The organism is Arthrobacter sp. OAP107 (assembly GCF_040546765.1).
Classification (GTDB): domain Bacteria; phylum Actinomycetota; class Actinomycetes; order Actinomycetales; family Micrococcaceae; genus Arthrobacter.
Genome location: NZ_JBEPOK010000001.1, coordinates 4,886,935 through 4,909,301, shown reverse-complemented (window position 1 = coordinate 4,909,301; position 22,367 = coordinate 4,886,935). Strand labels below are relative to the sequence as shown.

The following is a 22,367-nucleotide window of genomic DNA, read 5'->3' as shown; positions in this document are numbered from 1 at the left end:
ATATCCCAAACGGTCGACCGATGGGCGACAATGGCAGGGTGACCCAGGAGACGGGCAAGCGCCCGAACATTTACGACGTTGCCTCCGCGGCCGGGGTATCAAAATCCCTGGTCTCGCTGGTCCTGCGCGGGGCGCCCGGCGTCTCCGCCGCCCGCCGCGCCGCCGTCGAAGAAGCGATCGCACGTCTGAACTACCGCCCGAGCCGGGCGGCAGCGACCCTGGCCGGAAACCGGTCCCGGACCATCGGCGTCGTCCTGGACGACTACCGCAATCTTTGGTTCGTCGGCCTGCTGGGCGGGCTGCACGATGAACTCGCACCGCTCGGGTTCCGGGTGGCCGTTGCCGACCCGTCGTTCAACGCCCATCTGGACCGGACGCCGGTGGACGGCCTCATGTCGCTGCGGGTGGACGGCATCGTGATTGCGACCGAGCCTACGGAGGAGATGTTCGCCGCCGTCGACGTTCCGGCTGTGGTGGCGGGCAACCGCGACGTGGTTGTTCCGGGCGCGGACATCGTGGCCAATGACGACGAGGCCGGCGGACGCCTGGCCACGGAGCACCTGATCGGGCTGGGCCACAGGGAAATCGGGCACGTGACCGGTGGCGGCGGCGCCGCGCGTCTGCGGGCCCAGGGGTTTGAGGCTGCGATGCGCGAACACGGGCTGCGGCCGCACACGGTGCAGGGTCACGGTCTTACGATGGAGCCGGACGGCTACGAGGGTGCGCTGAAGCTGCTCGATCAGGCCCCTGGGCTCACGGCGATTTTTGCGGCGAACGACGTTATGGCGATGGGCGTGGCGGCCGCGGCGCGGGACCGGGGGCGGCGTATCCCGGAGGATCTTTCCCTGATCGGTTACGACAACTCGCCTCTTGCGTCCGCGAACCTGCTGCGCCTGACCACTATCGACGGCCGGAACGGCGAGGTGGGTGCCGGGGCTGCAAAGGCCCTGCTGGACCGCATGAAGGATCCGGAACTGCCGGTGCAGACGAAGCTTGTTGACCCGGAACTCGTGGTCAGGGGTTCGACGGCGCCCCCGGCCTGAACGGCGCCCCCCACCTGGAATGCCCAGGCGAGGGGCCGCCGTCGTTCTTCAGATCAGAGCGCGCCCTGCGTGCTGGTGCCGGCGGGGATCGCGGCCAGCCGCGTCACCTCGACCGGTTCTGCCAGGAGCCCCTCAAGGGAGGCGTTCAGGCGCTTGACGGGCTCGCCGGCGCCGTGGGCATCGAGGAGTTCGGCGCTTTCCCACTTTTCGATCATGACGATCTGGCCATTCGGCGCTTCGTGGATGGCGTACAGGAGGCAGCCGGGCTCGTCGTGCACTTCCGCGATGGCGGGGGAGAGGGCGGCCACGACGTCGGCGAAGGCGCCTTCCTTGGGCGTGAACATGGCAGTGACAACTACGGTCATGGGTTTTCCTTTTCTTATCGGGTGACGGACTTGCTGGCTGCGGAGCGGACAGGTGCGGCGCAGCTGCTGCGCGGCACGAAATCCGCCTTGACCTCGATGGTCCTGGCGCCCGCGGGGAGCCGGCCCTGCATCCGCCCGAGGACGAGCTCGAGCGAGTGCACGGCGAGCATGCCGATGGGCTGCCGGATGACGCTGAGCGGTGGGCTCGTCAGTTCGGTCCACGGGTTGTCGTCAAAGACGATCACGGACAGGTCGTCGGGGATCCGGACGCCCATCTGGACGAGCCGCCGGACTGAGCTTTGGACCTGGGCGGTGTTGGCGACGATCAGCCCGGTTGGGGCATCCGGGGACGCAAGGAGGGACCCGACGGCGTCGCCCCCGCCGTCTCCGCGGAACGGAACGTCGCGGACCAGCATCGGATCGAGGCTTATCGAGGCGCTTTCGAGGGCTGACCGGTAGCCGCTGATCCTCGACCGGCCCGTGGAGGTGCTGGCCGGTCCGGTGATCAGGCCGATCCGTTCGTGGCCGAGGGCGATGAGGTGCTCGGTGGCGCGCCGGGCCGAGTCGGAGTTTTCGATGCTGACGACGTCCACGTCGCCAAGCTCCGCAATGGCGCGGTCTACGAAAACAACGTTGACTCCGAGGTCCCGCAGGCGGTCCCATTTCTCGACGTTTCCGCCCGTTGGCGTGGCAATGACGCCGCCCACGGAACGGTCCAGGAGTGTGTCGAGGGATTCGGCCTCAAGGTGCGGGTCCTCCTGGGTGGTCATGACCACCACCTGGACGCCATGGCTGCGCGCCTCCCACACCACGCGGTCCGCCAGTTGGGCGAAGAACGGGTTGGCAAGGTCAGTGACCACCAGGCCGACAGTCAGGGCGTGGCCGGCGCTGAGTTCGCGCGCCGCGGCCCGGGGGCGGTAGCCGAGTTCGCTGATGACATTGAGGACTTGCTCGCGCTTGGCCGGCGCGACCGGGCCGGAGTCGGGGTTCAGCACCCGCGACACCACGGACACCGAGACTCCCGCCGCTGCCGCCACATCGCGGATAGTGGGCGCCTTCTTCAATGGTCCTCCTTGCGGCCGGTGGGGTTCACCGACATCTGTTGACACAGCTTAACACCGACTGGTACAAAAGTGGAACCGGTTCCACTCGGTAACCCCGATCACAGCAGCTACGACGAAGAGGTGCTCCACCGCCCGGTGTGAGGTCGTCTCTCTTCGGTCAGACATCAATCAGAGAGATCCCCATGAACCTTCACAAGCTTCTTAGCGACCGCGAGAACCAGGGCCGCCCCATCCGCGTGGGCCTCATCGGGGCCGGCCGGTACGGGACCATGTACCTCGCCCAGGCCAACAACATCCCGGGCATCCATGTGGTTGCCATCGCTGACATCAATGTGAAGCGGGCTGAAGGCGCCTTCGAGCTGGTCGGATGGCCCCAGAACCAGATCGCCCCGGACATCGCCACCGCACTGCAGAACCGCTCCACCACCATCGTGGCAAACGCCGACGAGCTGTTCGACGTCGACATCGACGTCATCGTTGAAGCCACAGGCAATCCGATCGTCGGCGTCAAGCATGCGCTGCGCGCCATCGAAACGAAGAAGCACATCATCATGGTCACGGTGGAGGCCGACGCCCTCGCCGGTCCGGCCCTCGCCAAGCGCGCGGAGGAGGCCGGCGTCGTCTATTCCATGGCCTATGGGGACCAGCCCGCGCTCATCATGGAGCTGGTCGACTGGGCCCGGACAAGCGGCTTCGACGTCGTCTGCGCCGGCAAGGGCGCCAAGTACCTGGAGCACTACCACGAGATGAACCCGGACAATGTCTGGGAAAACTGGGAATTCTCCAAGGAGCTCACAGACTCCGGCCAGCTCAACCCGTACATGCACACCTCCTTCCGTGACGGCACCAAGGCCTCCATCGAAATGGCCGCCGTCGCCAACGGTGCCGGCCTCACGCCGTCGGACTCCGGACTGACCTTCACCCCGGGCGACGTCGAAGAGATCGCCACCATCTGCCGCCCGGCCGCCGTCGGCGGTGCCCTGGCGCACGAGGGCAGCGTGGACGTCATGTCCAGCGTCAACCGCGACGGCAGCTGGATCAGCCACAACACCCAGGAAGGCGTGTTCGTCGTCGTCAAGGCCACGAACGGCTACGTCTCCGGCTGCTTCAATGAATACCCGTGGCACCCGGACCCCACCGGCCAGTACGCCGCCCTGTACCGCCCGTACCACTACGTGGGCCTCGAGCTGAACATGTCCATCGCCAATGCGGCCCTCCGCGGCATTGCCACCGGCTCGCCAGTCGGCTTCTTCGGTGACGTGGTGGCCACCGCCAAGAAGGACCTGAAGGCCGGCGAATTCCTCGACGGCGAGGGCGGCTTCACCGTCTGGGGCAAGCTCGTCTCGGCCAAGCACTCCGTGGAAATCGGCGCTCTGCCGGTAGCCCTGGCGCACCATGTCGAGCTGCGTGCCGACGTCGCCAAGGGCGCCACCGTCCGCTGGGAGGACGTCATCATGGACGACTCGCTCTCCCAGGCCCTTGAGCTGCGCCGCGAAACCGAGGCCCTTGTTACCGAAGCCGCGCTGACCTCCTAATTCACCGAGCAATTCACAGGACTCCTTCCAATGAAGAAAGGCATCACATGAAATCGAAGACCCGCGCCCTCACAGGAGTGCTGGCATGCACCCTCGCCGCCTCCGTTCTCGCCGGCTGCGCCTCCGGAGCGCCCGGCGGCGGCTCGCCCGTGGCCAAGATCCAGCTGTCCATCCCGGACCCGCTGACTTCCTCGGTGGGTGTCTCCGCCCAGCACTTCGCCGATCAGGTGAAGAAGACCTCGAACGGCTCCGTGGTTGTCACGGTGGTCCCGAACGGAACGAGCTTCAGCGGGGACCAGAACGCCGCCGTCACCAGGCTGCAGGGCGGCTCGCTGGACGCGCTGATCCTGTCGACGTCGGTCTACGCGTCCGTGGTGCCCGAAATGAACGCCATCAGCATCCCCTACCTCTTCGACGACACGAAGGAAGAGGCCGCGTTCCTGGCGGGCAAGCCCGGCGACGTGCTGAAGGAGAAGCTCAAGGAGAAGAACACCGTCGCGCTGTCCTTCCTCACCCGGACGGGCCGCCAGATCACCAACTCCGAACGCCCCATCGAACAGCCGTCGGACCTGAAGGGCCTGAAGATCCGCGTCCCGGGCAACCCGCTGTGGACGGACTTCTTCGGCAAGCTGGGCGCGAGCCCCACCACCATGGCGTTCTCCGAGGTCTTCACCGGTCTGCAGACCGGAACGATCGACGGCCAGGAAAACCCGATCGAGGTGCCGTGGACCAACAAGTTCTCGGAAGTTCAGAAGTACGTCTCGCTGACGCACCACATCAACGACGCCTGGGTCCTGGCACTGTCCGCCAAGAAGTGGGACTCGCTGAACGAGGACCAGAAGAAGATCCTGACGGACGCGTCGGTTGAGACCGCCACCTTCAAAGAGGGTTATGACGCAGAGCAGTCTGAGAAGCAGCTGGCCGAGCTCACCGCCAAGGGCATGAAGGCCAACGAGCCCACCGCCGCCGGGCTCGAGCAGTTCAAAGCCGTTTCCAAGAGCCTCTACCCGGAGTTCTCCAAGCTGATCGGCAAGGAATTCTTCGACCAGGCGATCGCCGCCGCCAAGTAACCACCGCGTTTCGAGGGCCGGAGCGCAGTCCGGCGCCGGCCCTCGAACAGCATCCCCGCCCCCAACATCCCGCACTCAGCATCCCGCTCTCAACGATGACAGTCTGGAAAAACATGGAACACACACTCGCCCCCAAGGATCTCGAAGAGGTCCTTCCGTCCGATGCGGAAGAGATCCTTCACCACGGGCACGTCGCACCGCGCTGGAGCGGAGCCGTCTGGCTGGACAAGGCCTTGGAATGGACCGTGGGTGCGGCGATCCTCGCCGAGCTCGTGGTTATCCTGCTGAACATAATGGTCCGGGTTGTCACCGGCGATTCCGTGCTGTGGACGCAGGAAGTTTCCGAGATTGCACTTGTGACCATCGCCTTCGTGGGCGGTGCCATCGCCTACCCCAAGGGCGCCCACATGTCCGTCCAGGCCCTGGTGATGCGCCTGCCGGCGAGCTGGAAGCCGTACCTGGCAGCACTCGTGGACTGCCTGGTCTTCGTCATGAGTGCGGGTGCTTTCGCGCTCTTCATTCCCACCCTGGTCCAGCAACTCGAGGAGAAGACCCCGATTCTCCAGCTGCCGGTGTTCTGGGTGTCCCTGCCCTTCTCGGTGGGCATGGTGCTCATCGCCTGGTTCGCCGTCCTGAAGCTCGGGCGGCAGCCACGCCGTGCGGTCCTGCTGGCCGTCGGCATCACCGCGGTCCTGGCCGTGGCGGTCCTGTTCTCCCAGCCGCTCTTCTACTACGCATCGCCCAACCTGCTCCTCGGCGTCGTGCTCGTGGCCCTGTTCGCCCTGCTGTTCCTTGGCCTGCCCATTGCGTTCGTGCTTGCCCTGGCCTCGGGCATCTACCTCTACCTGGGCGGCATCTCGGAGGTCAGCGCCATCCCGATCGGCATGGCATCGGGCGCCAAGGGCTTCGTGCTGCTGGCCATCCCGTTCTTCATCCTGGCCGGAACTGTCATGAATTCCGCCGGCCTGACGCTGCCGCTCGCCAAGCTGGTGGACGCGCTCATCGGGCACCTGCGGGGCGGCCTGCTCCAGGTGGTCGTCGTGACGATGTACATCTTCTCCGGCATCTCCGGCTCCAAGGTTGCGGACGTCGCCGCAGTGGGCACCACCATGCGGGGCATGCTCGAGGAACGGAAGTACCCCCGCGGCGAGGTGGTCGCGGTGCTCTCCGCCTCCGCCATCATGGGTGAAACCATCCCGCCGAGCATCGTCCTGCTCATCCTCGGCTCCATCACCACCATCTCCACCACCACGCTGTTCCTTGCCGGCTTCGTTCCCGCCGCGTTCCTGGCCCTCGTGGTCATGGGACTCGTTTTCTTCCGTGCCCGCAAGCAGGGCGGCGTGTCCAGCCCCAAGGCGACCTGGCGTGCCCGCGGCTCTGCCACCTTCTTCGCCATCCCCACCCTGCTGCTTCCGGTCGGTATGGTGGTGGGCATCCTGAGTGGCTTCGCCACCCCGACCGAGGTGTCCTCGGTCGCCGTCGCCTACGCCTTCATCCTGGCCGCCGCGTACCGGCGCGGCAGCAGGCGGCTGCTGGGAGACACGCTGCGGGAAACAACAACGACGGCGGGCATGGTCCTGTTCATCATCGCGGCCGCCTCACCGCTCGCCCAGACTCTCGCGCTCGCCGGGGTGTCCCAGCAGATCCACGACCTCATGTCCGGCCTCGGCGACTCGCCCGTGCTCTTCATGCTGTTCACCATCGTGCTGCTGATCATCATGGGCCAGTTGCTGGAGGGCCTGCCCGCCGTGCTGATCTTCGCACCACTGCTGCTGCCCATCGCCACGGACTTCGGCGTGAACCCGGTGCAGTACGCCATGGTCCTGATCATCGCCATGGGCATCGGCTCGTTCGCGCCGCCGGCCGGCGTCGGCTTCTATGTAGCCTGCGCTACGGGCCATGAAACCGTGGAAAGAAGCCTCAAGCATTTCTGGCCCTACCTCATCGCCGTGTTCATCGGCCTGCTGGTGCTTGCCGCCGTCCCGTGGTTCAGCACCTTCCTGCCCGCCATGGCCGGCCTGATCCCCTTCTAACCACATGAGCACAGTGACCAACACATTGAACGGGTTGAAGTCCGTCGCCCTGCTGGGCACCGGCCCGATGGGTGCCCCCATCGCAAGGAACATCCTGGCCGCCGGCGTTCCCCTCACACTCTGGAACCGCACAGCGGACAAGGCCCGGGCCATCGGCGGGGGACGGGTGGCCGGCACGCCGGCGGAGGCTGCGGCCGGCGTCGTCCTGACCGTCCTGCCGGATCTGCCGCAGGTCGCCGACCTGCTGACCGGCGAGGACGGCCTGTTGGCCGGGTGGAAGGCGGCCGGCATCGCGGAACCGGTCCTGGTCATTCACGGAACGGTGTCCCCGGTGGCTGTGGCCCTGTTCGCCGAGGACTGCAGGAGCCGGTACGGGGTGACAGTGGTGGACGCGCCGCTTAGCGGCGGAACCATCGGGGCTGAGGAAGGCCGGCTGAGCACCATGGCCGGCGGTCCGCGCGGGACCGTGGAGCGGCTCCTGCCGCTGTTCGGGCTCTACAGTTCCACCGTCGTCTGGTTCGGCGAAACGGGTGCCGGGTCCACGGCCAAGGCCTGCAACCAGATCGTCGTATCTGCCACCGTCACGGCGCTGGCCGAGGCGATGGCCGTGGCGACCGCAACCGGGCTGGACCCGGAGAAGGTGCAGTCCATTCTGGCCGGCGGCCTGGCGAATTCGGAGGTGCTCCGGCAGAAGGGCCGGCGCTGGATCGACGGGGACTTCGAAGGCGGCGGCTCCGCGAAAAACCAGCTGAAGGACCTGAACTTCATCGGCGAGATCGCTAAGGACGCCGGGGTGGAGCTGCCGCTCTCCGCCAGCGTCCGTGGCGCCTTCGAGCTCATGGTGGAGGCAGGCGACGGCGACCTGGATCACACCGGGATCTATCGGACGATTCTGGCGCGGTCAGGATAACGGCACGCTAACCGTCGGTGAGGCGCCGGGCGTGCTCGGCCTCGGAAGGGTCGAGTTCGCCGCGGCCGCCGCCAAGGAATTCCCAGCGGGTGGTGCGGCCATCCGGGCCGGTGAGGGTTTGCTGGCGGAGGGCCCGGTCGATGCGGGTGCGCACCAGGGTCTCGTTCGCCGGTTCCGTGACGAAGATGATCCGCAGCGCGACCGTGACCCCGTCCCTGTCCGGCCGGGTGTGGTGCGGAGCCAGAGGGCAGGGCGGCGGATGGTCCCAGCTTCCGCACAGCTCGCGCGTGACCGCGGCGCCGGGCGCCTGCATATCGCCGGTGGCTTCCAGAGCAACCGTGGCCAGATGCAGGTACGCCGATCTCACGGGCGTCATGCTCTGAGGTGCGCGAGCAGCGCGTCGAGGATCGGCAGCTGGCCTTTGACCAGCTTGGAGCGGGCCTCGGATTCACCGATCCATTCGGCGCGGTCGATCTCGGGGAAGTGCTGGACCGCCCCCGAGCCCTTGGGCCACTCCAGCGGAAAAGTGTTGCTCAGGATTTTCTCGGGCTTGAAGGCGGACTCGGCCGTGAATGCCGTGATGAGCTTGCCCGAGGGCTGCCGGAAGGTGCCGAGCAGAACGTAGTCCGCGGTCGGCGCCGGGACGCCCATTTCCTCGGCGAACTCACGCTGCGCCGCCGCGAGCGGATCCTCCTCCTCAAGGTACTCTCCCTTGGGAATCGACCAGGCCCGCTCATCCTTGCGTTCCCAAAAGGGGCCGCCCATATGGGCGATCCACACTTCCACGTCCGCCCCGCTGTTCCGCCGATACAGCAGAAGGCCTGCACTCCTGACAGCCATGTTGCCCTCCTGCCCCAAGGCTACCCCCGTCCAAGCGACGGGGGCGCCGCCGCCGCGGTCCCCGCACGTTCAATCGCGGGGGCCCAACCAGCGGCCTGCCTTCATTACTGCGGCCACCTCGAGCTCCGGAGAGAGCACCACCAGGTCCGCCTTCCGCCCGGCCTCGACGCGGCCGACGTCGGTCAGCCCCAGCATGTCCGCAGGGTTCTGGCTGGCGGCACGGACGGCGTCGGCGAGCGGGATGCCGGCGTCGTGGACGGCGTGGCGGACGGCCGCATCCAGCGTGAGGATGCTGCCGGCGATGGTGCCGTCACTGACCAGGCGTGCCTCCCCGCCGGCCACCCGGACGTCCAGCCCGCCCAGCTGGTACCGGCCTTCCTGTGCGCAGGCCGCGGCCATGGCGTCGGTGACGAAGACGGCGCGCGCCGGACTGGCGGCAATGAAGCGGACCAGCGACGGGTGCAGGTGGACCCCGTCGGCAATCACCTCGGCAAACACCGCGGGGTCCTCCAGCAGGGCCAGCGCAGGGCCGGGTTCCCGGTGGTGCAGCGGCCGCATCGCGTTGAACACATGCGTCCCGGCGGTGGCCCCAGCGGCGATCGCCTGCCGGGCCAGGTCGTAGCCGGCGCCGGTGTGGCCGATGGCCGCGACAGCGCCGTAGCCGGTGATCTGCCGGATGGCTGCAAGGCCGCCTTCCAGTTCAGGTGCGATCGTCACCATCCGGACGGTGCCCCGCCCGGCCAGCATCAGCCGGTCGACGGCGGCCGGTTCCGGTGCCAGCAGAAGGTCCTCGGTGTGGGCGCCCCGGTGGTCCGGACTGAGCCACGGGCCCTCCAGATGGATCCCGGCCAGGACGCCTTCCTCCACCAGCGCGGCCAGCGCGGCCACCGCTTTCTCAAGCTGCGGAAGCGGGGCAGTGACCAGGCTGGCCATCAGCGTGGTGGTGCCGTGCGCGCGGTGCACATCGGCGATCCGGACCGCGGCGGCAGCGGGGTCGGCGTCGTTGAAGCTGAAGCCGCCGCCGCCGTGGATGTGGGCGTCCACGAAGCCCGGCGCGAGGGTGGCGTCCGGAAAATCGGCGTCGGGCTCCCGGGCGGGCAGCCCGGGACCCGCGGCGGTGATCCGGCCGCCGTCGGTCTCAACCCAGCCAGGCTCCAGCACGGCGCTGGTTTTGGCGTCACTGGGCAGGATGACGCGGGAAGCGGAAATGAGCGTGGGACTCACCAGGTTTCCGTGATCTTGCGCAGGCCGCGGGGAGCGTCCGGGTCCCGGTGGCGGGCTGCCGCCATTGCGTGCGCCAGCCGCTGCAGGGGCATGATCTCCAGGATCGGTGAGAGCTGCTCGTGCACGGCCGGCAGCGGCACCACGTGGTTCAGCGGGCGTGCAGCCCCGGCGTCACCCACCAGGCAGACGTCCGCGCCGCGTTCGGCGAGGCGGTCCAGCACCGGATGCAGGGCACGGCCGCCGGCGCCGGGCGACGCGACGGCGATGACGGGCCGGTCGGCGTCGATCATGGCAAAGGGCCCGTGCAGCAGGTCCGCGCCGGAGAAGGCGTGTGCGGCCAGGTAGGACGTTTCCATCAGTTTCAGCGCCGCCTCCCGTGCGGTGGGGTAGGAGAAGCCGCGTCCGGTCGTGATGATGTGGTTCACGAAGCGGTAGCGGTCTGCAACCTCCAGTATCTCCGGCCGGGCCAGGACATCGGCGGCGAGACGCGGCAGGTCGGCAGCTTCCGAGCCGTTTCCTCCCGCCCACGCATCGATCAGCAGCCACAGCGCCAGCAGCTGCGACGTGTAGCTCTTGGTCGCGGCGACGGCGTGCTCCGGCCCGGCGAGGATGTCCAGGTGGTGCCGGGCGGCAGTGGCCAGCGGTGAGGACGGTGCGTTCGTGACGGCCACGGTGAGGGCGCCGCCCCGGGCGGCAGCGGCGGTGGAGTCCACCAGATCCGGGGAGCCGCCGGACTGGCTGACCGCCAGCCACAGCACCCCGTCCATTTTCGGTTCAGCGCCGTACACCGTAAGGCTCGACGGCGACGCCAGCCCCGCCGGCAGCCCCAGCACCGTTTCGATGAGGTACTTCGCGTACAGGGCGGCGTGGTCGCTGGTGCCGCGTGCGGCCAGGAGGACGTACCTGATGTCCGCGTCGCGGAGGACGCCGGCCAGGCGGGTGATCGCGGGGCGCCCGTGCTCCAGCAGCCGGGCCAGCGACTCCGGCTGTTCCAGGATTTCGGCGGCCATCAGGGAGCCGGGAAGCGGGGAAGCGGCGGTGATTTCGGTGTGCGGGGCAGTCATGGGTCTCCTTGGGGGATCAGCGGGGTTGGTATTAAGGGAATCCGGGATTAGGCGGGGATGGTGGTGGCCGGCCGGCGCGGTGTGCCGGCGAGCTGACCGGCCAGCTCCACGGCGCCCCAGGCGGGGGCGCGGTCCAGCACCCGGACGTCGGTGAGGCCGCCGGCTGCCAGCAGCTCGCGCACCCGGATGGCCAACGACGGCTGGTTCACCAGCATGCCGCCGGCCAGCAGCACCGGGGTATTTTCCGGAATGGCGCCCAGCCGTCGGTTCACGGTCAGGGCCAGGCGGGCGAGATGCCGGGCGGCGTCCTCAGCAATGGCGGCGCCCGCAGCGTCCGAGGCTGCGAGGCCGAACACGATGCCCGCCAGTCCGGCCCAGTACCGGCGCTCCGGGCGGCGGTAGAACAGGTCCAGCAGATCGCCTGGTTCCGTGGCTCCGGTTCGCGCCAAAAGCTGGGACGTCAACGGCCCGGCGGTCAGGCCGTCGTCGGAGTCCTGCAGGGCGTTGCGGACCGCGCTGCGGGCCACGGCGTAGCCGCTGCCTTCGTCGCCGAGCAGGTAGCCCCAGCCGCCGGCCCGGGCTTCCCGGCCGTCGCGGGCCTTCGCCCACGCGGCGGAGCCGGTGCCGGAGATGAGGACTGTGCCCGCGGTGAGGCCGCCAGCCGCGAGGATGATGCGGGTGTCGTGGTCCACGAGGATCCGGGCTCCTGGGAACCGGCGGGAGAGCACGCCGGCCAGCTTTTTCCGGGCGGCCGGCGTGTCCGCGCCCGCGGCACCGGCAAACACGGTGTCCATGCCGCGACGTGCGGGATCACCGATGCCGAGCTGCCCGGCGAGGTCGTCCAGCGCCGCGGCGGCCTCGTCCGGCCCGACGGAGGCGATGTTTGCACTGCCCGCCGTGCACTCGGCGAGCTGCCGGGGAACTGTTGTCCCGCCGTCGTCAGTTCCAACCTCCGCCAGAATGGCGTGGGTCTTGGAACCGCCAATATCCAAACCGAGGACACGGCCGAGGCCGGGGACGCGCCGCATCACTTGGCCGCCGGCTTGCTGCTGCCGGTGCTGCCGGTGGATTCCGGCCAGCGGGCGCCGTTTTCCCAGTAGTGGCGGATTTCCTCGAGGTTGCGGCCCTTGGTTTCGGGGGCGAGGCGGTGGACGAAGATGAAGCCGGCGATGGCCAGCGCGCCGAACACCGCGAACGTGCCGGCGCCACCGAGCTGCTGCAGCATGGTCAGGAAGAAGGCCGCGACGATCACGTTGGCCACGAGGTCCGAGGTCAGCATGGCGCTGGCGCCCAGGGAACGCAGCCGGGCGGGGAAGGATTCGCCGGCGTAGACCCAGACCAGGGCGCCGAAGCCGAAGGTGAAGCCCACGGTGAACAGCAGGACCCCAAAGAAGCCGACCACGGTCAGGATTCCGCCGAAGTCGCGCCCGGCCATAAAGACGCCCACCAGGATGGCGTTGGCCGCGATCATCATGCCGATGCCGCCGAGCAGGATGGGCCGCCGGCCCACCCGGTCCACCAGGGACAGCGAGACGAACACGGCCACCAGGGAGGCGGCCTGGACCAGTGCGGGCAGCAGCAGGATGGCGGCGTTGCCGGTGAAGCCCATGGCCTCGAAGATCCGGGGGCTGTAGTAGACCACGGCGTTGATACCGGTGATCTGGATGAAGAAGCCAAGGCCGACGACGAACACGGTCGCCTTCAGGTACGGCGAGCGGAGCATCTCGCGCAGGCCGCCGCCGCGTTCTTCGCCGATGGCGCGGCGCATGTCCGCCAGTTCGGCGTCAACATCGGCGTCCGGCTCGATCGAGCTGAGGGTGCGCCGGGCGTCCTCGGTGCGGCCGCGCATCATGTACCAACGGGCGGTGTCGGGGAGGCGGAGGGTGACGGCGAGGACCGCGAGGGCGGGGACGGCGGCCAGGCCGAGCATCAGCCGCCAGTTCTCGGTGGAGGACAGGACGTAGGCGGCCAGGTAGCCGATGATGATGCCGATGACGGTGGCCACCTGGTACGCCACGAGCAGGGCGCCGCGCACCTTGGGCGGCGCTGACTCCGCCACGAAGACGGGCACCACCACCACGGAAATGCCGATGGTCAGGCCCAGGAGCAGCCGGGCCACGAGCAGCATGGGCACGTCAGCGGCGAGGGCGCTGAGCACCGCGAACGCGGCATACGCTCCGGCCACGCCCACCATGCAGGCCTTGCGGCCCAGCTTGTTGGCGAGCCAGCCGCCGAGGATGGCGCCCAGGACTTCACCCACGACGACGGCAGTGGTCACCAGCTCCTGTTGGCTGGTGGAGAGCTGGAACTCCTTGGTGATGAACAGCAGGGCGCCGGCGATATTCGACAGGTCGTAGCCATAGATTATGCCGATGGTGGCGGCGGTGCCGCCGACCAGAAGGCCGAGGCGGGGCGTCTGGCGCAGGTCTTGCAGGAACGACATCTTTGGGTCCTTGGAAGTGGGATTAGGGATTGGGGCCGGGGTCCGGTGCAAACCGGAATTGGTGTAAACCAATTTCATTTATTTTGGCCTAGACCAATTTTCGTGTCAATAGGTACCATCAGATTCATGGAAACCTCCGCGGCCGCTGCCCTGCCCAAGTACTACGTACTCAAGGAGCAGATCCTGACCCTCATCGAGGACGCGGTGCCCGGAACGCTGATCCCCACCGAGCGCGCGCTCGCCGAGCAATACGGAACGTCCCGCACCACGGTCCGGCAGGCCATCGGCGAACTGGTGGCCGAGGGCCGCCTGGACAGGACGCAGGGGAGGGGGACCTACGTGGCGCCGCCCAAGGTGACCCACGTCCGCCAGCTCACGTCCTTTTCCGACGACGCCGCAAGCCAGGGCCTCACGGCTGCGGCCAGGATCGTGGATGTGAGCGTGCTGCCGGCCGATCCGGCAACCGCGCGCCGGCTGGCGGTGGAACCCGGAACGGACATCCACCGGGTGGAACGGATCAGGCTGGTGGACGGCGAGCCGCTGGCGCACGAGATTGCGTTCCTTGCCGGGCCGCTGCCGGATCTTGCCCGGACCGTGGCGGAGCGCGGTTCCCTGTACGCGGCCCTGCGCGAGGACTACGGAATCCGGATCGCCGAGGTGGAGGACACCGTGGAGACCAAGCTGGCCGGGCCGGCCGAAGTGCAGCTCCTGGACGTCGAAATGGGTGCCCCCATGCTGCTGGTCCACCGTCTCGGGTTCACCCCGGACGGACGCCCCGTGGAGTGGACCGAGTCGGTGTTCCGCGGGGACAGGTTCCGTTTCGTGGCGCGGATGCACGTCTGAACCGGGCGTTTGTTACGCATGACGGCGGAAAGTGAAGCACTGTTGCGTTGCACGACGGCGGGTTTCGCCGGGCGTTGTGAAGCAAGTTACTCGGTGGTTGTGTAAGTCCATAATCAGCGACGGGGCGGCGCAACGCCCTCCCTGGATCGAGGGGGACATGATCACAGCTTTGGTTCACAGAATCCGGACGCAATGCGGCGCGGAACTCAACACATTCCGGAGCCAGATGCACGCACTGGCGAGTCAGGAGATCGGTTCCGGAGGCCTGGATGCAGCGGCCACCACCATGGCCCGCCGGCCGTGCCTGGCCACGCCGGGAGTTTCCGTGGACATCGTCGGCTTCACCGGCCCCCGTTCCTCCGTGGGCCGGCCCTCGGTGCGCGTTGCGGTGTCCATGAGCCTGCAGCCGGGCCGGAGGGCCTCGGCCGTGCACTGGGAAGAGGCCCATGCCTGGGCCGGAGCCGTGGCCGGCGGAGAATGGGCTGCCGCCGAATATGTCGGAAGCCAGGAAAGCCCTGACGGGATGGTCTTTCACTACGCCCTGAAGGACGCGGAGGACCCGCATGCCGTGCCCGAGTATTCGGCCGTGCCGGAATACTCGGCGGACTTTACGTCGGCCTTGTAACGGGGACCGACGCTGTCACCAGCTCCCGCTGTCTGGGAGCTAAGACCTGAAACACAGAGGATCCGGCGGGAATGTTCCCGCCGGATCCTTTGTGTTGTTACCGGATTGTCTGTCGTTCCGGTTATTCCTTGCCCAGTCCTGCGGCGGAAGTCTTTTCACCGGTGACTTCGTTCAGCTTGGCCAGGTCGAAGATGCCGCTGATGTCGGCCTGCTTGGTGGTGCCGGCGTCCACGCCGTCCTGGAGCAGCTTCTTGAACGCTCCGGCCAGCGGGTCCACCGTGAACACGATGTTCTTCAGCGAGCGGTCAATGACTTCCTGCGGGAGGGCCTTGCCGGCAGCTTCCTTCAATGCGGCGTTCACTTCCTTGGCCTTCTCGGCGGCCGGGGTGTCGTTGAGCCACTTCACGGCTTCGACGTGGCCCTTGAGCAGGGCTTCCACGGTCTGCGGGTGCTCCGCGGCGAACTTCTTGTTCACGATCAGGATGGTGGTGGGGAACTCGCCGGGCTTGCCGGTCAGCGAACCGTCCCACAGGTCCTTTTCGTCCACCAGGACCCTGGCGCCGGCCTGGAGCACCAGACGGGAGGCCCACGGCTCCGGCAACCACGCGCCGTCGAGCTTGCCGTTCTGGAACAGCTTCAGGGTCTGCGCGTTTTCGGTGGGGTTGATGGCGACGTCCCCGCCGCCGTCGGTGTTGGTCTTGTAGCCCTGCTTGCCCAGCCAGGCGCGGAGCGCCACGTCCTGGGTGCCGCCGAGCTGGGGCGAGGCGAGGGTTTTGCCCTTGAGGTCGGCCGCGGTCTTGATCTCGGGCTTTACCACCAGCTGGGCACCGCCGGAAGCTGCCCCGGCGATGATGCTGATGGATTCGCCCTTGCTCTTGACGAACGAATTGATGGCGGGGTTCGGGCCAATGTACGTGGCGTCGATCGCGCCGGCGTTCAACGCTTCGATGGCGGCCGGGCCGGCGTTGAACACCTGGGTGCTGAGCTTGGTGTCGCCGAGCTCCTTGGCGATGAAGCCCTTCTGGACGCCGACCAGCGCGGTGGCGTGGGTGATGTTCCCGAAGTAGCCCAGCTTCAGCTCGGTGGCGGGGCTGGTGACGGCGGCCGCGCTGGCCGACCCCGGGGCGGCGTTGTTGGCGGCCGTGGTGGCGACTGCGACGCCTGCGCCCAGGACTGCAAGGACGCCGGCTGCAATGCCGATCTTGAGTCCGCTGGGGCGTTTGCGGCGGGCGGGCTGACCCGCCGCGATCCGGGTGGAGCCCGGGTTCTCGGGTGACGAAGACATGATGTTTCCTTTTCGGATGATGGAGCGGAGGGGATGGCGCTGAGCGTTGGATTGAGCGTACGGAGGCCAATCCGGCCGCCACAATGGCTGCCGACGCAGGCGTTCACCCGGCGTCGCAAACGTTCATCCGTGCGGTCGTATAGCTTCACCCGGCGTCGCAGAGCGTAAGAATCGGGGGCTTACAGCTCGTGCGGGGCGGACTTCAGGGTTTCCAGGACGGCGGGCAAAAGGTGCTGTTGCCGGCCCCAGACCGGGTCAAGGAGTTCGACGTACCAGGAGTCGGCCAGCAGGAGGGCGAGCGTTTCGTTGCTTTCGCGGGCCCAGTCCTGGATCTGCTCCGACTCGACCGGATTTTCGCTGCTCCCCAGAACGGTGACCACTTCGCCGTCCTGCAGTGTAACGGGAACGGAGGCCTGGCTGACCTCTCCCGGGGCGTGCGCGATGGCAATGAGTTCCGTCCCGGCCGACAGCCGCAGCAGAAGGGCCGCCGACTCCGCCGAGCAGAAGCCGGTGACGTACTCGCGCTGGGCATGGCCGGCGTCGGGGCCGAGGCCGGGCTGGGATTCCTTGGTGAACAGCCCGCTGCGGTTGAGCTCAGCCAGCTGGCCTGCGATGGGCAGGGTCTCGTCGTCGAAGCGCGGGGCGAGGGTTCCGGGCTGGTATTCGCTGGTGCCCTCAAGCCACCGCGCGGTCAGTTCCCCGGCTGCGGCGAGGGTGCCTGCCTGCCGCCACACTTCACGGTCCGCGAGGAGCCTGCCGTAGCTGTCACGTTCGGTGGTGAATTGATCGCTCATACTCGATGCTAGGCCCGGTCCCGGGTTGTCCGGCAGGCTGGGTGACGACTTCGGACGCCGTGTGAATCGCGGTTACGCCGTGTATCTTCCGGTTTCTCCGCGCTTTGACCGCCGCTTTTTGCCGCCGGATAGTTGCTGCCACAACCTTCGCATTCACTGCTTTTCATTCGTTACTTCCAGGGGGCAACCATGGTCCGTCAATCTCTCAAGTCCCGCACGGGCGCACTCAGGCCGGGCTTCAAGCCGGGGGCGGGACTGGCTCTGGCAGCCACCACTCTCCTGGCGCTCTGCGCCTGCTCTGATCCCGGGGCTGCGGCGTCCGCGAATGCGCCGGCCGTCACAAAGACAGCCACGTCGACTGCCAAGAGCTTCAACCTGACGCCCGAGCAGGACCGCTTTCCCGTCAGCGTGGACAAAGCGGCCGCTGCCCTGGTTCCGGAGGCCATCAAGAAGGACGGCAAGCTGACGGTGGCCGTCAGCCCGTTTGCACCGCCGCTGGCGGTCTACGCCACCGACAATAAGACCCCCGTGGGCAACGAGGTGGACATCGCCGTCGCACTGGCCCAGACGCTGGGGCTGGAAGCAGAGATCGTGCCCACCGCCTGGGCCGACTGGCCCCTCGGCGTCGAGTCGGGCAAGTATGAAGCGGTCCTCTCCAACGTCACCGTGACGGAGGAGCGCAAGCTCAAGTTCGACTTCGCCAGCTACCGGGATGACAAGCTCGGCTTCTACGCCAAGAGCGGCAGCGACATCACCAAGGTCGAATCCGCCCCCGACGTCGCCGGCAAGCGCATCATCGTCGGCTCGGGCACCAACCAGGAGTCCATCCTGCTGCGCTGGGATGAGGAGAACAAGGCCAAGGGCCTGAAGCCGGTCGAGTTCCAGTACTACGACGACGACTCCGCCTCAAACCTGGCGCTGCAGTCCGGCCGCGCGGACCTGACGTTCGGACCGAACGCCACCGCCGCCTACAAGGCCGCCACGGACGAGAAGACCAAGCTGGTGGGTCTGGTGGACGGCGGCTGGCCGCTGAAGGCGAGCATCGCCGCCACCACCAAGAAGGGCAACGGCTTCGCCGCAGCCGCCCAGGCCGGCCTGAACCACCTGATCGGGGACGGCACCTACGGCAAGATCCTGGACCGCTGGGGCCTCTCTTCGGAGGCCGTCGCCAAGTCGGAGCTGAACCCGGCGGGCCTGCCCAAGAGCTAACTGCCCAGCGGCTGGCCGGCCTGTGGCTAGCTGGCCGGGACCACCTTCAACGCCGAGTTCCACTGGAACTCCGGCAGCTGGTCGTTGGCCGAAAGCAGTATGTGCAGGAACCCGGCCTGTTCGAGCTGGCGGGCCCGGCGCTGGGGTCCGACGACGATCGGCCGCAGGCCGCCCGCCGAGGCGAACTCCGCCACGGCCCGCACGGCGTCCTCGTCATCACCGGCGATGAGGACGTCGAGCTGCTGGCCGGCCACGTCGCCGGAGGCCAGTGTCCCGGCGAAGGTGGTGTTGAAGGCCTTCACCACTTTGGCTCCGGTGGATTTTTGGAGCTCTTCGGCCGCGGAGCTGCCCTCGGGGACGCTGAGCCCTTCGAAAGTGGATGTGTCCACCGGGTTGGTGATGTCCACGTACACCTTGCCGTTGAGCCCGCTGCCGTACTTTGCCACCACGGCCTTGGCGGGATCGTAGTACACGGCGGGAATCACGACGGCCCCGCTGAGGTCGTCACCCACCACACCGGTGGTCACCTGGCCGCCAAGCTCGGCCGCGAGGGCATCGGCCTTGGCCTTGTCCTCGTGGGCGAGCAGCTGGACGCTCTTGCCGCCTGCGATGGCGCGGGTCGCGAGTCCGCGGGCCATGTTGCCGGTTCCGATGATGGTGATGTCAGTCATTGTGTTCTTCTTCCTCTATTGGGCGAGACACGCACTGCGGTCCTTCGCAGCTCCCACCCAGTGTCCTTCCAAGGGTTTGAAGCGTCAACAAAATTGTGGGGTTTCTTTCACAGCCCAACCCTGTAGGTTTGACGAGGTACTGAAACCGGATAAAGTGTATGCAAATGCATGAACTGTCGGTTCTGTTCGACGGCGTCGGGCCGCCGGCGCGAGGCCTGCTAAGGAGTCCCATGTTCGACCCGTTTTTCCTGGATGAATCTGAACCGGCATGAGCAATCTGGAAACCTTCCCCGAGGAGATCGTCTGCACCGAGGGGGACCATGCGGAAGCGGTGGAATTCCTGGCCCCCCGGAACGTTCCCCTGGGCGGGCCGCGGGCCATGCCGGTGCGCAGGACCCTGCCCCAGAAGCAGCGCAGCCTCATCGGCGCCTGGTGCTTCCTGGACCACTACGGCCCGGACCTCGTCCCGGAGTCGGGCGGGATGAAAGTCCCGCGCCATCCCCACACGGGCCTGGCAACGGTCAGCTGGCTCTTCACCGGCAACGTGGCCCATCGCGACTCTGCGGGATACGAGGCGATCGTCCGTCCCGGACAAGTCAACCTCATGGTTGCGGGACGGGGGATTTCCCATCAGGAGTTCTCCACCCCGGATACCGGCGTCCTCCATGGCGCGCAGCTTTGGTACGCCCTGCCCGAGGAAACCCGGAACATGGCGCCGACCTTCCAGCACTATGCGCCCGAGCCGGTACAGGGAGAGGGCAGCGAGTTGCGTGTTTTCCTCGGCTCGCTGGCAGGGTCGTCCTCGCCCGTCAACACCTACACGCCGCCGCTGCTGGGTGCCGAGGCGGTGCTGCACGCCGGCGGACGGCTTGAACTGGACCTGGACCCGTCCTTTGAACATGGAATCCTGCTCGACACCGGTGACGTTTCCATCGACGGGACGGCCATGGCCGTGGACCACCTGCACTATCTGCGCCCCGGCCGGACCAGGATTGCCCTGGAGGCCGGGCGGGCGCCGGCCCGGCTGCTGATCCTCGGCGGAGAGCCGCTCAGCGAACAGATCGTCATGTGGTGGAACTTCGTCGGGCGTAGCCACGAGGAAGTGGTCGCCTACCGTGCGGCCTGGCAGGCAGAGATCGGCGCCGAGCCAACGGACCCTCCTCCGGGGGATACTTACCCGGACGGTGCCCCGTTCCCCCGCTTCGGGCCGTTCCCGGACGGGTATCCGGCGCCACTGCCTGCCCCAGCACTGCCCAACGCCCGGCTTCGGCCCCGCGGCTAATCGACCATCCGCCCCAGGAGGAGACCCTTGGAACAAGCAACAATCCTGACCGTCCGGCACGTCCCGGAGCGCCACCGCTACGAGCTCAGCGACGGCGACACCGTCGTCGGGAAAGCGCACTACCTGCCGTATGACGGGGGACATGGGCCCGAGCGGATTTTCTACCACACGACCGTCAGCGAGGACTACGCCGGGCAGGGCCTGGCTGCGCGCCTGGTCCAGGATGCGCTGGACGATACCCTGGACGCCGGGATCGCCGTTGTGCCCGTTTGCCCGTACGTCAAGCTCTGGCTGCGCAAGCACCCGGACTACCAGCAACGCGCCGCCCTGGTCCGCCCCGAGCACCTGGCCGCCCTCGAGAACGCGCAGCGGTAACGGCAGCAGCGTCCGCCGGCCCGCCGTCGTCCTTCTACGGCAGCCGGCCCGGCCGGAGCACGCTTGGAATGCCCGCCTGTTCGGGCTCCAGCGGCACCGGGCTGACCAGCACCGCAGGCCCGCGGTGCAGAACGCCGGTGGATAGTGCCCGGCAGCGCATTCCGCCGCGCCCCCTCATGGCGGCGTGGGCGCCCGGTGCGAGCATGCGGTCCATCCACGCGCAGGGGTGGGCGGCCGCCCGCCTTTGAACCGCACCACGTCTCCCTGGGATTCCAGCGCGAAATCCTGGCCCAGCAGGGGCGCCAGGTGTGCACCCCGAAGGATCACGTTGCGCCGGGTCAGCAGCGGGTCGAACGGTCCGGCGTCGAGTTCCGAGGCCATCGCCTCGAGGGCCTCCACCGCGAACAGCGTAACCGCAGCGTCCATGTGCGCGGCCTTGCCGAAGAACCTGTCCCCGACAATGCCCTTGCCCGCCACGATCTCAACCCGGTCCGCATCCACAGTCGGCACATCAGCGGCACCGTCGCGTGCGCGGCCGAAGTAGGCATGCGCCGGCGAAACGAGCAGATGCAGGACGTCCACGTCGTACCGGTAGGTTGCCGTCATGCAATAACGCTATACCGCGGTTGGGGTCCGGTCGTGCCGGAGTTCAGGCCGGCTCTGGTGTTAATGGTGTGCTGCGAGCAGGGAGCTGGCTTCCTGGCGGGTGGTTCCGGAGTCTTGGATGCCGTCGGCGATGTGGGCGAGTTCGGCGGGGATGTCGCGGCCTTTTTTGCGCATGGCGGTGGCCCAGAGCCTGCCGGCGCGGTAGGAGGAGCGGACCAGGGGTCCGGACATGACGCCGAGGAACCCGATTTCTTCGGCTTCGTGCTGGAGGTCCACGAATTCCTGCGGTTTGACCCAGCGGTCCACGGGCAGGTGCCGTTCGGAGGGGCGCAGGTACTGGGTGATGGTGATCAGGTCGCAGCCGGCCTGGTGGAGGTCGCGGAGGGCTTCGGAGATTTCCTCGCGGGTTTCGCCCATGCCCAGGATCAGGTTGGACTTGGTGACCATGCCCAGGTTCCGGCCCTGGCTGATGACGTCCAGGGAGCGTTCGTAGCGGAATGCGGGGCGGATGCGCTTGAAGATCCGGGGCACGGTTTCGACGTTGTGCGCGAACACCTCGGGGGCGGAGTCGCAGATCGCGGCGATGTGTTCGGGTTTGCCGGAGAAGTCGGGGATGAGGAGTTCGACGCCGGTGCCGGGGTTGAGTTCGTGGATCTTGCGGACCGTTTCGGCGTAGAGCCAGACGCCTTCGTCTTCGAGGTCGTCCCGGGCGACGCCGGTGACGGTGGCGTAGCGCAGCTGCATGGCCTGGACGGAGCGGGCGACCTTGGTGGGTTCGAACCGGTCCACGGGGGAGGGTTTGCCGGTGTCGATCTGGCAGAAGTCGCAGCGGCGGGTGCATTCGGAGCCGCCGATGAGGAAGGTGGCTTCCTTGTCTTCCCAGCATTCGAAGATGTTGGGGCAGCCGGCCTCTTCGCAGACGGTGTGGCAGGCCTTCCTTCTTGACCAGGTTCTTCAGGCCGACGAATTCCGGGCCCATCTGGACCTTGGCCTTGATCCAGTCCGGTTTGCGTTCCACCGGGGTGGCCGCATTGCGCTGCTCGATCCGCAGCATTTTCCGGCCTTCTGGTGCCAGTGTCATTGTTC

At 67.7% G+C, this 22,367-nt stretch carries 21 protein-coding genes and 2 pseudogenes; 10 read left to right on the top strand and 13 right to left on the bottom strand.

What is annotated here, in order from left to right; genetic code table 11:
* Positions 1–38 precede the first annotated feature (38 nt).
* The gene (locus tag ABIE00_RS22525; RefSeq protein WP_354262851.1) at positions 39–1,043 is read left to right on the top strand and encodes a LacI family DNA-binding transcriptional regulator; all 1,005 of its coding nucleotides are present in this window, start codon (positions 39–41) and stop codon (positions 1,041–1,043) included.
* Positions 1,044–1,096: 53 nt separating this feature from the next.
* On the opposite strand, the gene ABIE00_RS22520 is transcribed toward ABIE00_RS22525, so the two are convergent.
* A complete protein-coding gene (locus ABIE00_RS22520; protein ID WP_354262850.1) occupies positions 1,097–1,408 on the bottom strand; it encodes a putative quinol monooxygenase in 312 nt (103 codons plus the stop codon).
* A 14-nt stretch (positions 1,409–1,422) separates the two neighbouring features.
* Entirely contained in the window at positions 1,423–2,472 is a 1,050-nt protein-coding gene (locus tag ABIE00_RS22515; protein ID WP_354262848.1) for a LacI family DNA-binding transcriptional regulator, read from the bottom strand.
* A gap of 182 nt (positions 2,473–2,654) precedes the next feature.
* On the opposite strand from ABIE00_RS22515, the gene ABIE00_RS22510 reads away from it, so the two are divergent.
* The 4 genes from ABIE00_RS22510 to ABIE00_RS22495 all read left to right on the top strand — a co-directional run bounded on the left by ABIE00_RS22510 (position 2,655) and on the right by ABIE00_RS22495 (position 8,020).
* On the top strand, positions 2,655–4,007 hold the full coding sequence (locus tag ABIE00_RS22510; protein WP_354262847.1) for an NAD(P)H-dependent oxidoreductase: 1,353 nt from the start codon (positions 2,655–2,657) through the stop codon (positions 4,005–4,007).
* 47 nt (positions 4,008–4,054) lie between these two features.
* On the top strand, positions 4,055–5,077 hold the full coding sequence (locus ABIE00_RS22505; protein WP_354262846.1) for a DctP family TRAP transporter solute-binding subunit: 1,023 nt from the start codon (positions 4,055–4,057) through the stop codon (positions 5,075–5,077).
* A 113-nt stretch (positions 5,078–5,190) separates the two neighbouring features.
* The gene (locus tag ABIE00_RS22500) at positions 5,191–7,110 is read left to right on the top strand and encodes a TRAP transporter large permease (RefSeq protein ID WP_354262845.1); all 1,920 of its coding nucleotides are present in this window, start codon (positions 5,191–5,193) and stop codon (positions 7,108–7,110) included.
* A 4-nt stretch (positions 7,111–7,114) separates the two neighbouring features.
* Positions 7,115–8,020 (top strand): NAD(P)-dependent oxidoreductase, encoded by a 906-nt coding sequence (locus tag ABIE00_RS22495; protein WP_354262844.1) that lies wholly within the window; start codon positions 7,115–7,117, stop codon positions 8,018–8,020.
* A gap of 7 nt (positions 8,021–8,027) precedes the next feature.
* On the opposite strand, the gene ABIE00_RS22490 is transcribed toward ABIE00_RS22495, so the two are convergent.
* The 6 genes from ABIE00_RS22490 to ABIE00_RS22465 form a co-directional block, all read right to left on the bottom strand.
* A complete protein-coding gene (locus ABIE00_RS22490; RefSeq protein WP_354262843.1) occupies positions 8,028–8,396 on the bottom strand; it encodes a hypothetical protein in 369 nt (122 codons plus the stop codon).
* Complete coding sequence (locus ABIE00_RS22485) at positions 8,393–8,860, bottom strand: NUDIX hydrolase (protein WP_354262842.1); 468 nt, start codon at positions 8,858–8,860, stop codon at positions 8,393–8,395. The genes ABIE00_RS22490 and ABIE00_RS22485 overlap by 4 nt, the downstream gene beginning before the upstream one ends.
* Positions 8,861–8,929: 69 nt before the next feature.
* The gene (gene nagA / locus ABIE00_RS22480; RefSeq protein WP_354262841.1) at positions 8,930–10,084 is read right to left on the bottom strand and encodes an N-acetylglucosamine-6-phosphate deacetylase; all 1,155 of its coding nucleotides are present in this window, start codon (positions 10,082–10,084) and stop codon (positions 8,930–8,932) included.
* Positions 10,081–11,148, bottom strand: a complete 1,068-nt coding sequence (locus ABIE00_RS22475) for an SIS domain-containing protein (protein WP_354262840.1) — start codon at positions 11,146–11,148, stop codon at positions 10,081–10,083. Before ABIE00_RS22475 ends, nagA begins: the two co-directional genes overlap by 4 nt.
* Positions 11,149–11,195: 47 nt before the next feature.
* Positions 11,196–12,176, bottom strand: a complete 981-nt coding sequence (locus tag ABIE00_RS22470; protein WP_354263490.1) for an N-acetylglucosamine kinase — start codon at positions 12,174–12,176, stop codon at positions 11,196–11,198.
* Positions 12,176–13,591, bottom strand: a complete 1,416-nt coding sequence (locus ABIE00_RS22465; protein ID WP_354262839.1) for a sugar porter family MFS transporter — start codon at positions 13,589–13,591, stop codon at positions 12,176–12,178. The genes ABIE00_RS22470 and ABIE00_RS22465 overlap by 1 nt, the downstream gene beginning before the upstream one ends.
* Before the next feature lie 126 nt (positions 13,592–13,717).
* On the opposite strand from ABIE00_RS22465, the gene ABIE00_RS22460 reads away from it, so the two are divergent.
* Both ABIE00_RS22460 and ABIE00_RS22455 read left to right on the top strand, forming a co-directional pair.
* Positions 13,718–14,434, top strand: coding sequence for a GntR family transcriptional regulator (locus ABIE00_RS22460; RefSeq protein WP_354262838.1), 717 nt, complete (start codon positions 13,718–13,720; stop codon positions 14,432–14,434).
* 226 nt (positions 14,435–14,660) lie between these two features.
* Entirely contained in the window at positions 14,661–15,059 is a 399-nt protein-coding gene (locus ABIE00_RS22455) for a hypothetical protein (RefSeq protein ID WP_354262837.1), read from the top strand.
* 121 nt (positions 15,060–15,180) lie between these two features.
* On the opposite strand, the gene ABIE00_RS22450 is transcribed toward ABIE00_RS22455, so the two are convergent.
* Both ABIE00_RS22450 and ABIE00_RS22445 read right to left on the bottom strand, forming a co-directional pair.
* The gene (locus ABIE00_RS22450; protein WP_354262836.1) at positions 15,181–16,344 is read right to left on the bottom strand and encodes an ABC transporter substrate-binding protein; all 1,164 of its coding nucleotides are present in this window, start codon (positions 16,342–16,344) and stop codon (positions 15,181–15,183) included.
* A gap of 179 nt (positions 16,345–16,523) precedes the next feature.
* Entirely contained in the window at positions 16,524–17,138 is a 615-nt protein-coding gene (locus ABIE00_RS22445; protein WP_354262835.1) for a DUF6919 domain-containing protein, read from the bottom strand.
* Positions 17,139–17,327: 189 nt separating this feature from the next.
* Between ABIE00_RS22445 and ABIE00_RS22440 the strand changes: the two genes are divergently transcribed.
* On the top strand, positions 17,328–18,347 hold the full coding sequence (locus tag ABIE00_RS22440) for an ABC transporter substrate-binding protein (protein WP_354262834.1): 1,020 nt from the start codon (positions 17,328–17,330) through the stop codon (positions 18,345–18,347).
* Positions 18,348–18,373: 26 nt separating this feature from the next.
* Here the strand turns inward: ABIE00_RS22440 and ABIE00_RS22435 are convergent, their stop codons facing one another.
* Positions 18,374–19,018: an NADPH-dependent F420 reductase gene (locus ABIE00_RS22435; protein ID WP_354262833.1), complete on the bottom strand. Its 645-nt coding sequence runs from the start codon at positions 19,016–19,018 to the stop codon at positions 18,374–18,376.
* A 268-nt stretch (positions 19,019–19,286) separates the two neighbouring features.
* Here ABIE00_RS22435 and ABIE00_RS22430 point away from each other — a divergent pair, with 268 nt between their 5' ends.
* Both ABIE00_RS22430 and ABIE00_RS22425 read left to right on the top strand, forming a co-directional pair.
* Positions 19,287–20,300, top strand: a complete 1,014-nt coding sequence (locus tag ABIE00_RS22430; protein WP_354262832.1) for a pirin family protein — start codon at positions 19,287–19,289, stop codon at positions 20,298–20,300.
* A gap of 27 nt (positions 20,301–20,327) precedes the next feature.
* The gene (locus ABIE00_RS22425; RefSeq protein ID WP_354262831.1) at positions 20,328–20,675 is read left to right on the top strand and encodes a GNAT family N-acetyltransferase; all 348 of its coding nucleotides are present in this window, start codon (positions 20,328–20,330) and stop codon (positions 20,673–20,675) included.
* A gap of 34 nt (positions 20,676–20,709) precedes the next feature.
* On the opposite strand, the pseudogene ABIE00_RS22420 reads toward ABIE00_RS22425, so the two are convergent.
* Both ABIE00_RS22420 and lipA read right to left on the bottom strand, forming a co-directional pair.
* Positions 20,710–21,281, bottom strand: a pseudogene (locus ABIE00_RS22420) (MOSC domain-containing protein).
* 60 nt (positions 21,282–21,341) lie between these two features.
* Positions 21,342–22,362: pseudogene (gene lipA / locus ABIE00_RS22415) on the bottom strand (lipoyl synthase).
* Positions 22,363–22,367 lie beyond the last annotated feature (5 nt).

What these genes read in the sequence shown, in the direction of transcription:
- ABIE00_RS22520 (WP_354262850.1), bottom strand. Translation starts at nt 1,408, where the DNA reads ATGACCGTAGTTGTCACTGCCATGTTCACGCCCAAGGAAGGCGCCTTC.
- ABIE00_RS22505 (WP_354262846.1), top strand. Translation starts at nt 4,055, where the DNA reads ATGAAATCGAAGACCCGCGCCCTCACAGGAGTGCTGGCATGCACCCTC.
- ABIE00_RS22430 (WP_354262832.1), top strand. Translation starts at nt 19,287, where the DNA reads ATGAGCAATCTGGAAACCTTCCCCGAGGAGATCGTCTGCACCGAGGGG.
- ABIE00_RS22475 (WP_354262840.1), bottom strand. Translation starts at nt 11,148, where the DNA reads ATGACTGCCCCGCACACCGAAATCACCGCCGCTTCCCCGCTTCCCGGC.
- ABIE00_RS22495 (WP_354262844.1), top strand. Translation starts at nt 7,115, where the DNA reads ATGAGCACAGTGACCAACACATTGAACGGGTTGAAGTCCGTCGCCCTG.
- ABIE00_RS22445 (WP_354262835.1), bottom strand. Translation starts at nt 17,138, where the DNA reads ATGAGCGATCAATTCACCACCGAACGTGACAGCTACGGCAGGCTCCTC.
- ABIE00_RS22440 (WP_354262834.1), top strand. Translation starts at nt 17,328, where the DNA reads ATGGTCCGTCAATCTCTCAAGTCCCGCACGGGCGCACTCAGGCCGGGC.
- ABIE00_RS22435 (WP_354262833.1), bottom strand. Translation starts at nt 19,018, where the DNA reads ATGACTGACATCACCATCATCGGAACCGGCAACATGGCCCGCGGACTC.
- ABIE00_RS22510 (WP_354262847.1), top strand. Translation starts at nt 2,655, where the DNA reads ATGAACCTTCACAAGCTTCTTAGCGACCGCGAGAACCAGGGCCGCCCC.
- ABIE00_RS22485 (WP_354262842.1), bottom strand. Translation starts at nt 8,860, where the DNA reads ATGGCTGTCAGGAGTGCAGGCCTTCTGCTGTATCGGCGGAACAGCGGG.
- ABIE00_RS22500 (WP_354262845.1), top strand. Translation starts at nt 5,191, where the DNA reads ATGGAACACACACTCGCCCCCAAGGATCTCGAAGAGGTCCTTCCGTCC.
- ABIE00_RS22470 (WP_354263490.1), bottom strand. Translation starts at nt 12,176, where the DNA reads ATGCGGCGCGTCCCCGGCCTCGGCCGTGTCCTCGGTTTGGATATTGGC.
- ABIE00_RS22465 (WP_354262839.1), bottom strand. Translation starts at nt 13,591, where the DNA reads ATGTCGTTCCTGCAAGACCTGCGCCAGACGCCCCGCCTCGGCCTTCTG.
- ABIE00_RS22490 (WP_354262843.1), bottom strand. Translation starts at nt 8,396, where the DNA reads ATGACGCCCGTGAGATCGGCGTACCTGCATCTGGCCACGGTTGCTCTG.
- ABIE00_RS22450 (WP_354262836.1), bottom strand. Translation starts at nt 16,344, where the DNA reads ATGTCTTCGTCACCCGAGAACCCGGGCTCCACCCGGATCGCGGCGGGT.
- ABIE00_RS22455 (WP_354262837.1), top strand. Translation starts at nt 14,661, where the DNA reads ATGCACGCACTGGCGAGTCAGGAGATCGGTTCCGGAGGCCTGGATGCA.
- ABIE00_RS22460 (WP_354262838.1), top strand. Translation starts at nt 13,718, where the DNA reads ATGGAAACCTCCGCGGCCGCTGCCCTGCCCAAGTACTACGTACTCAAG.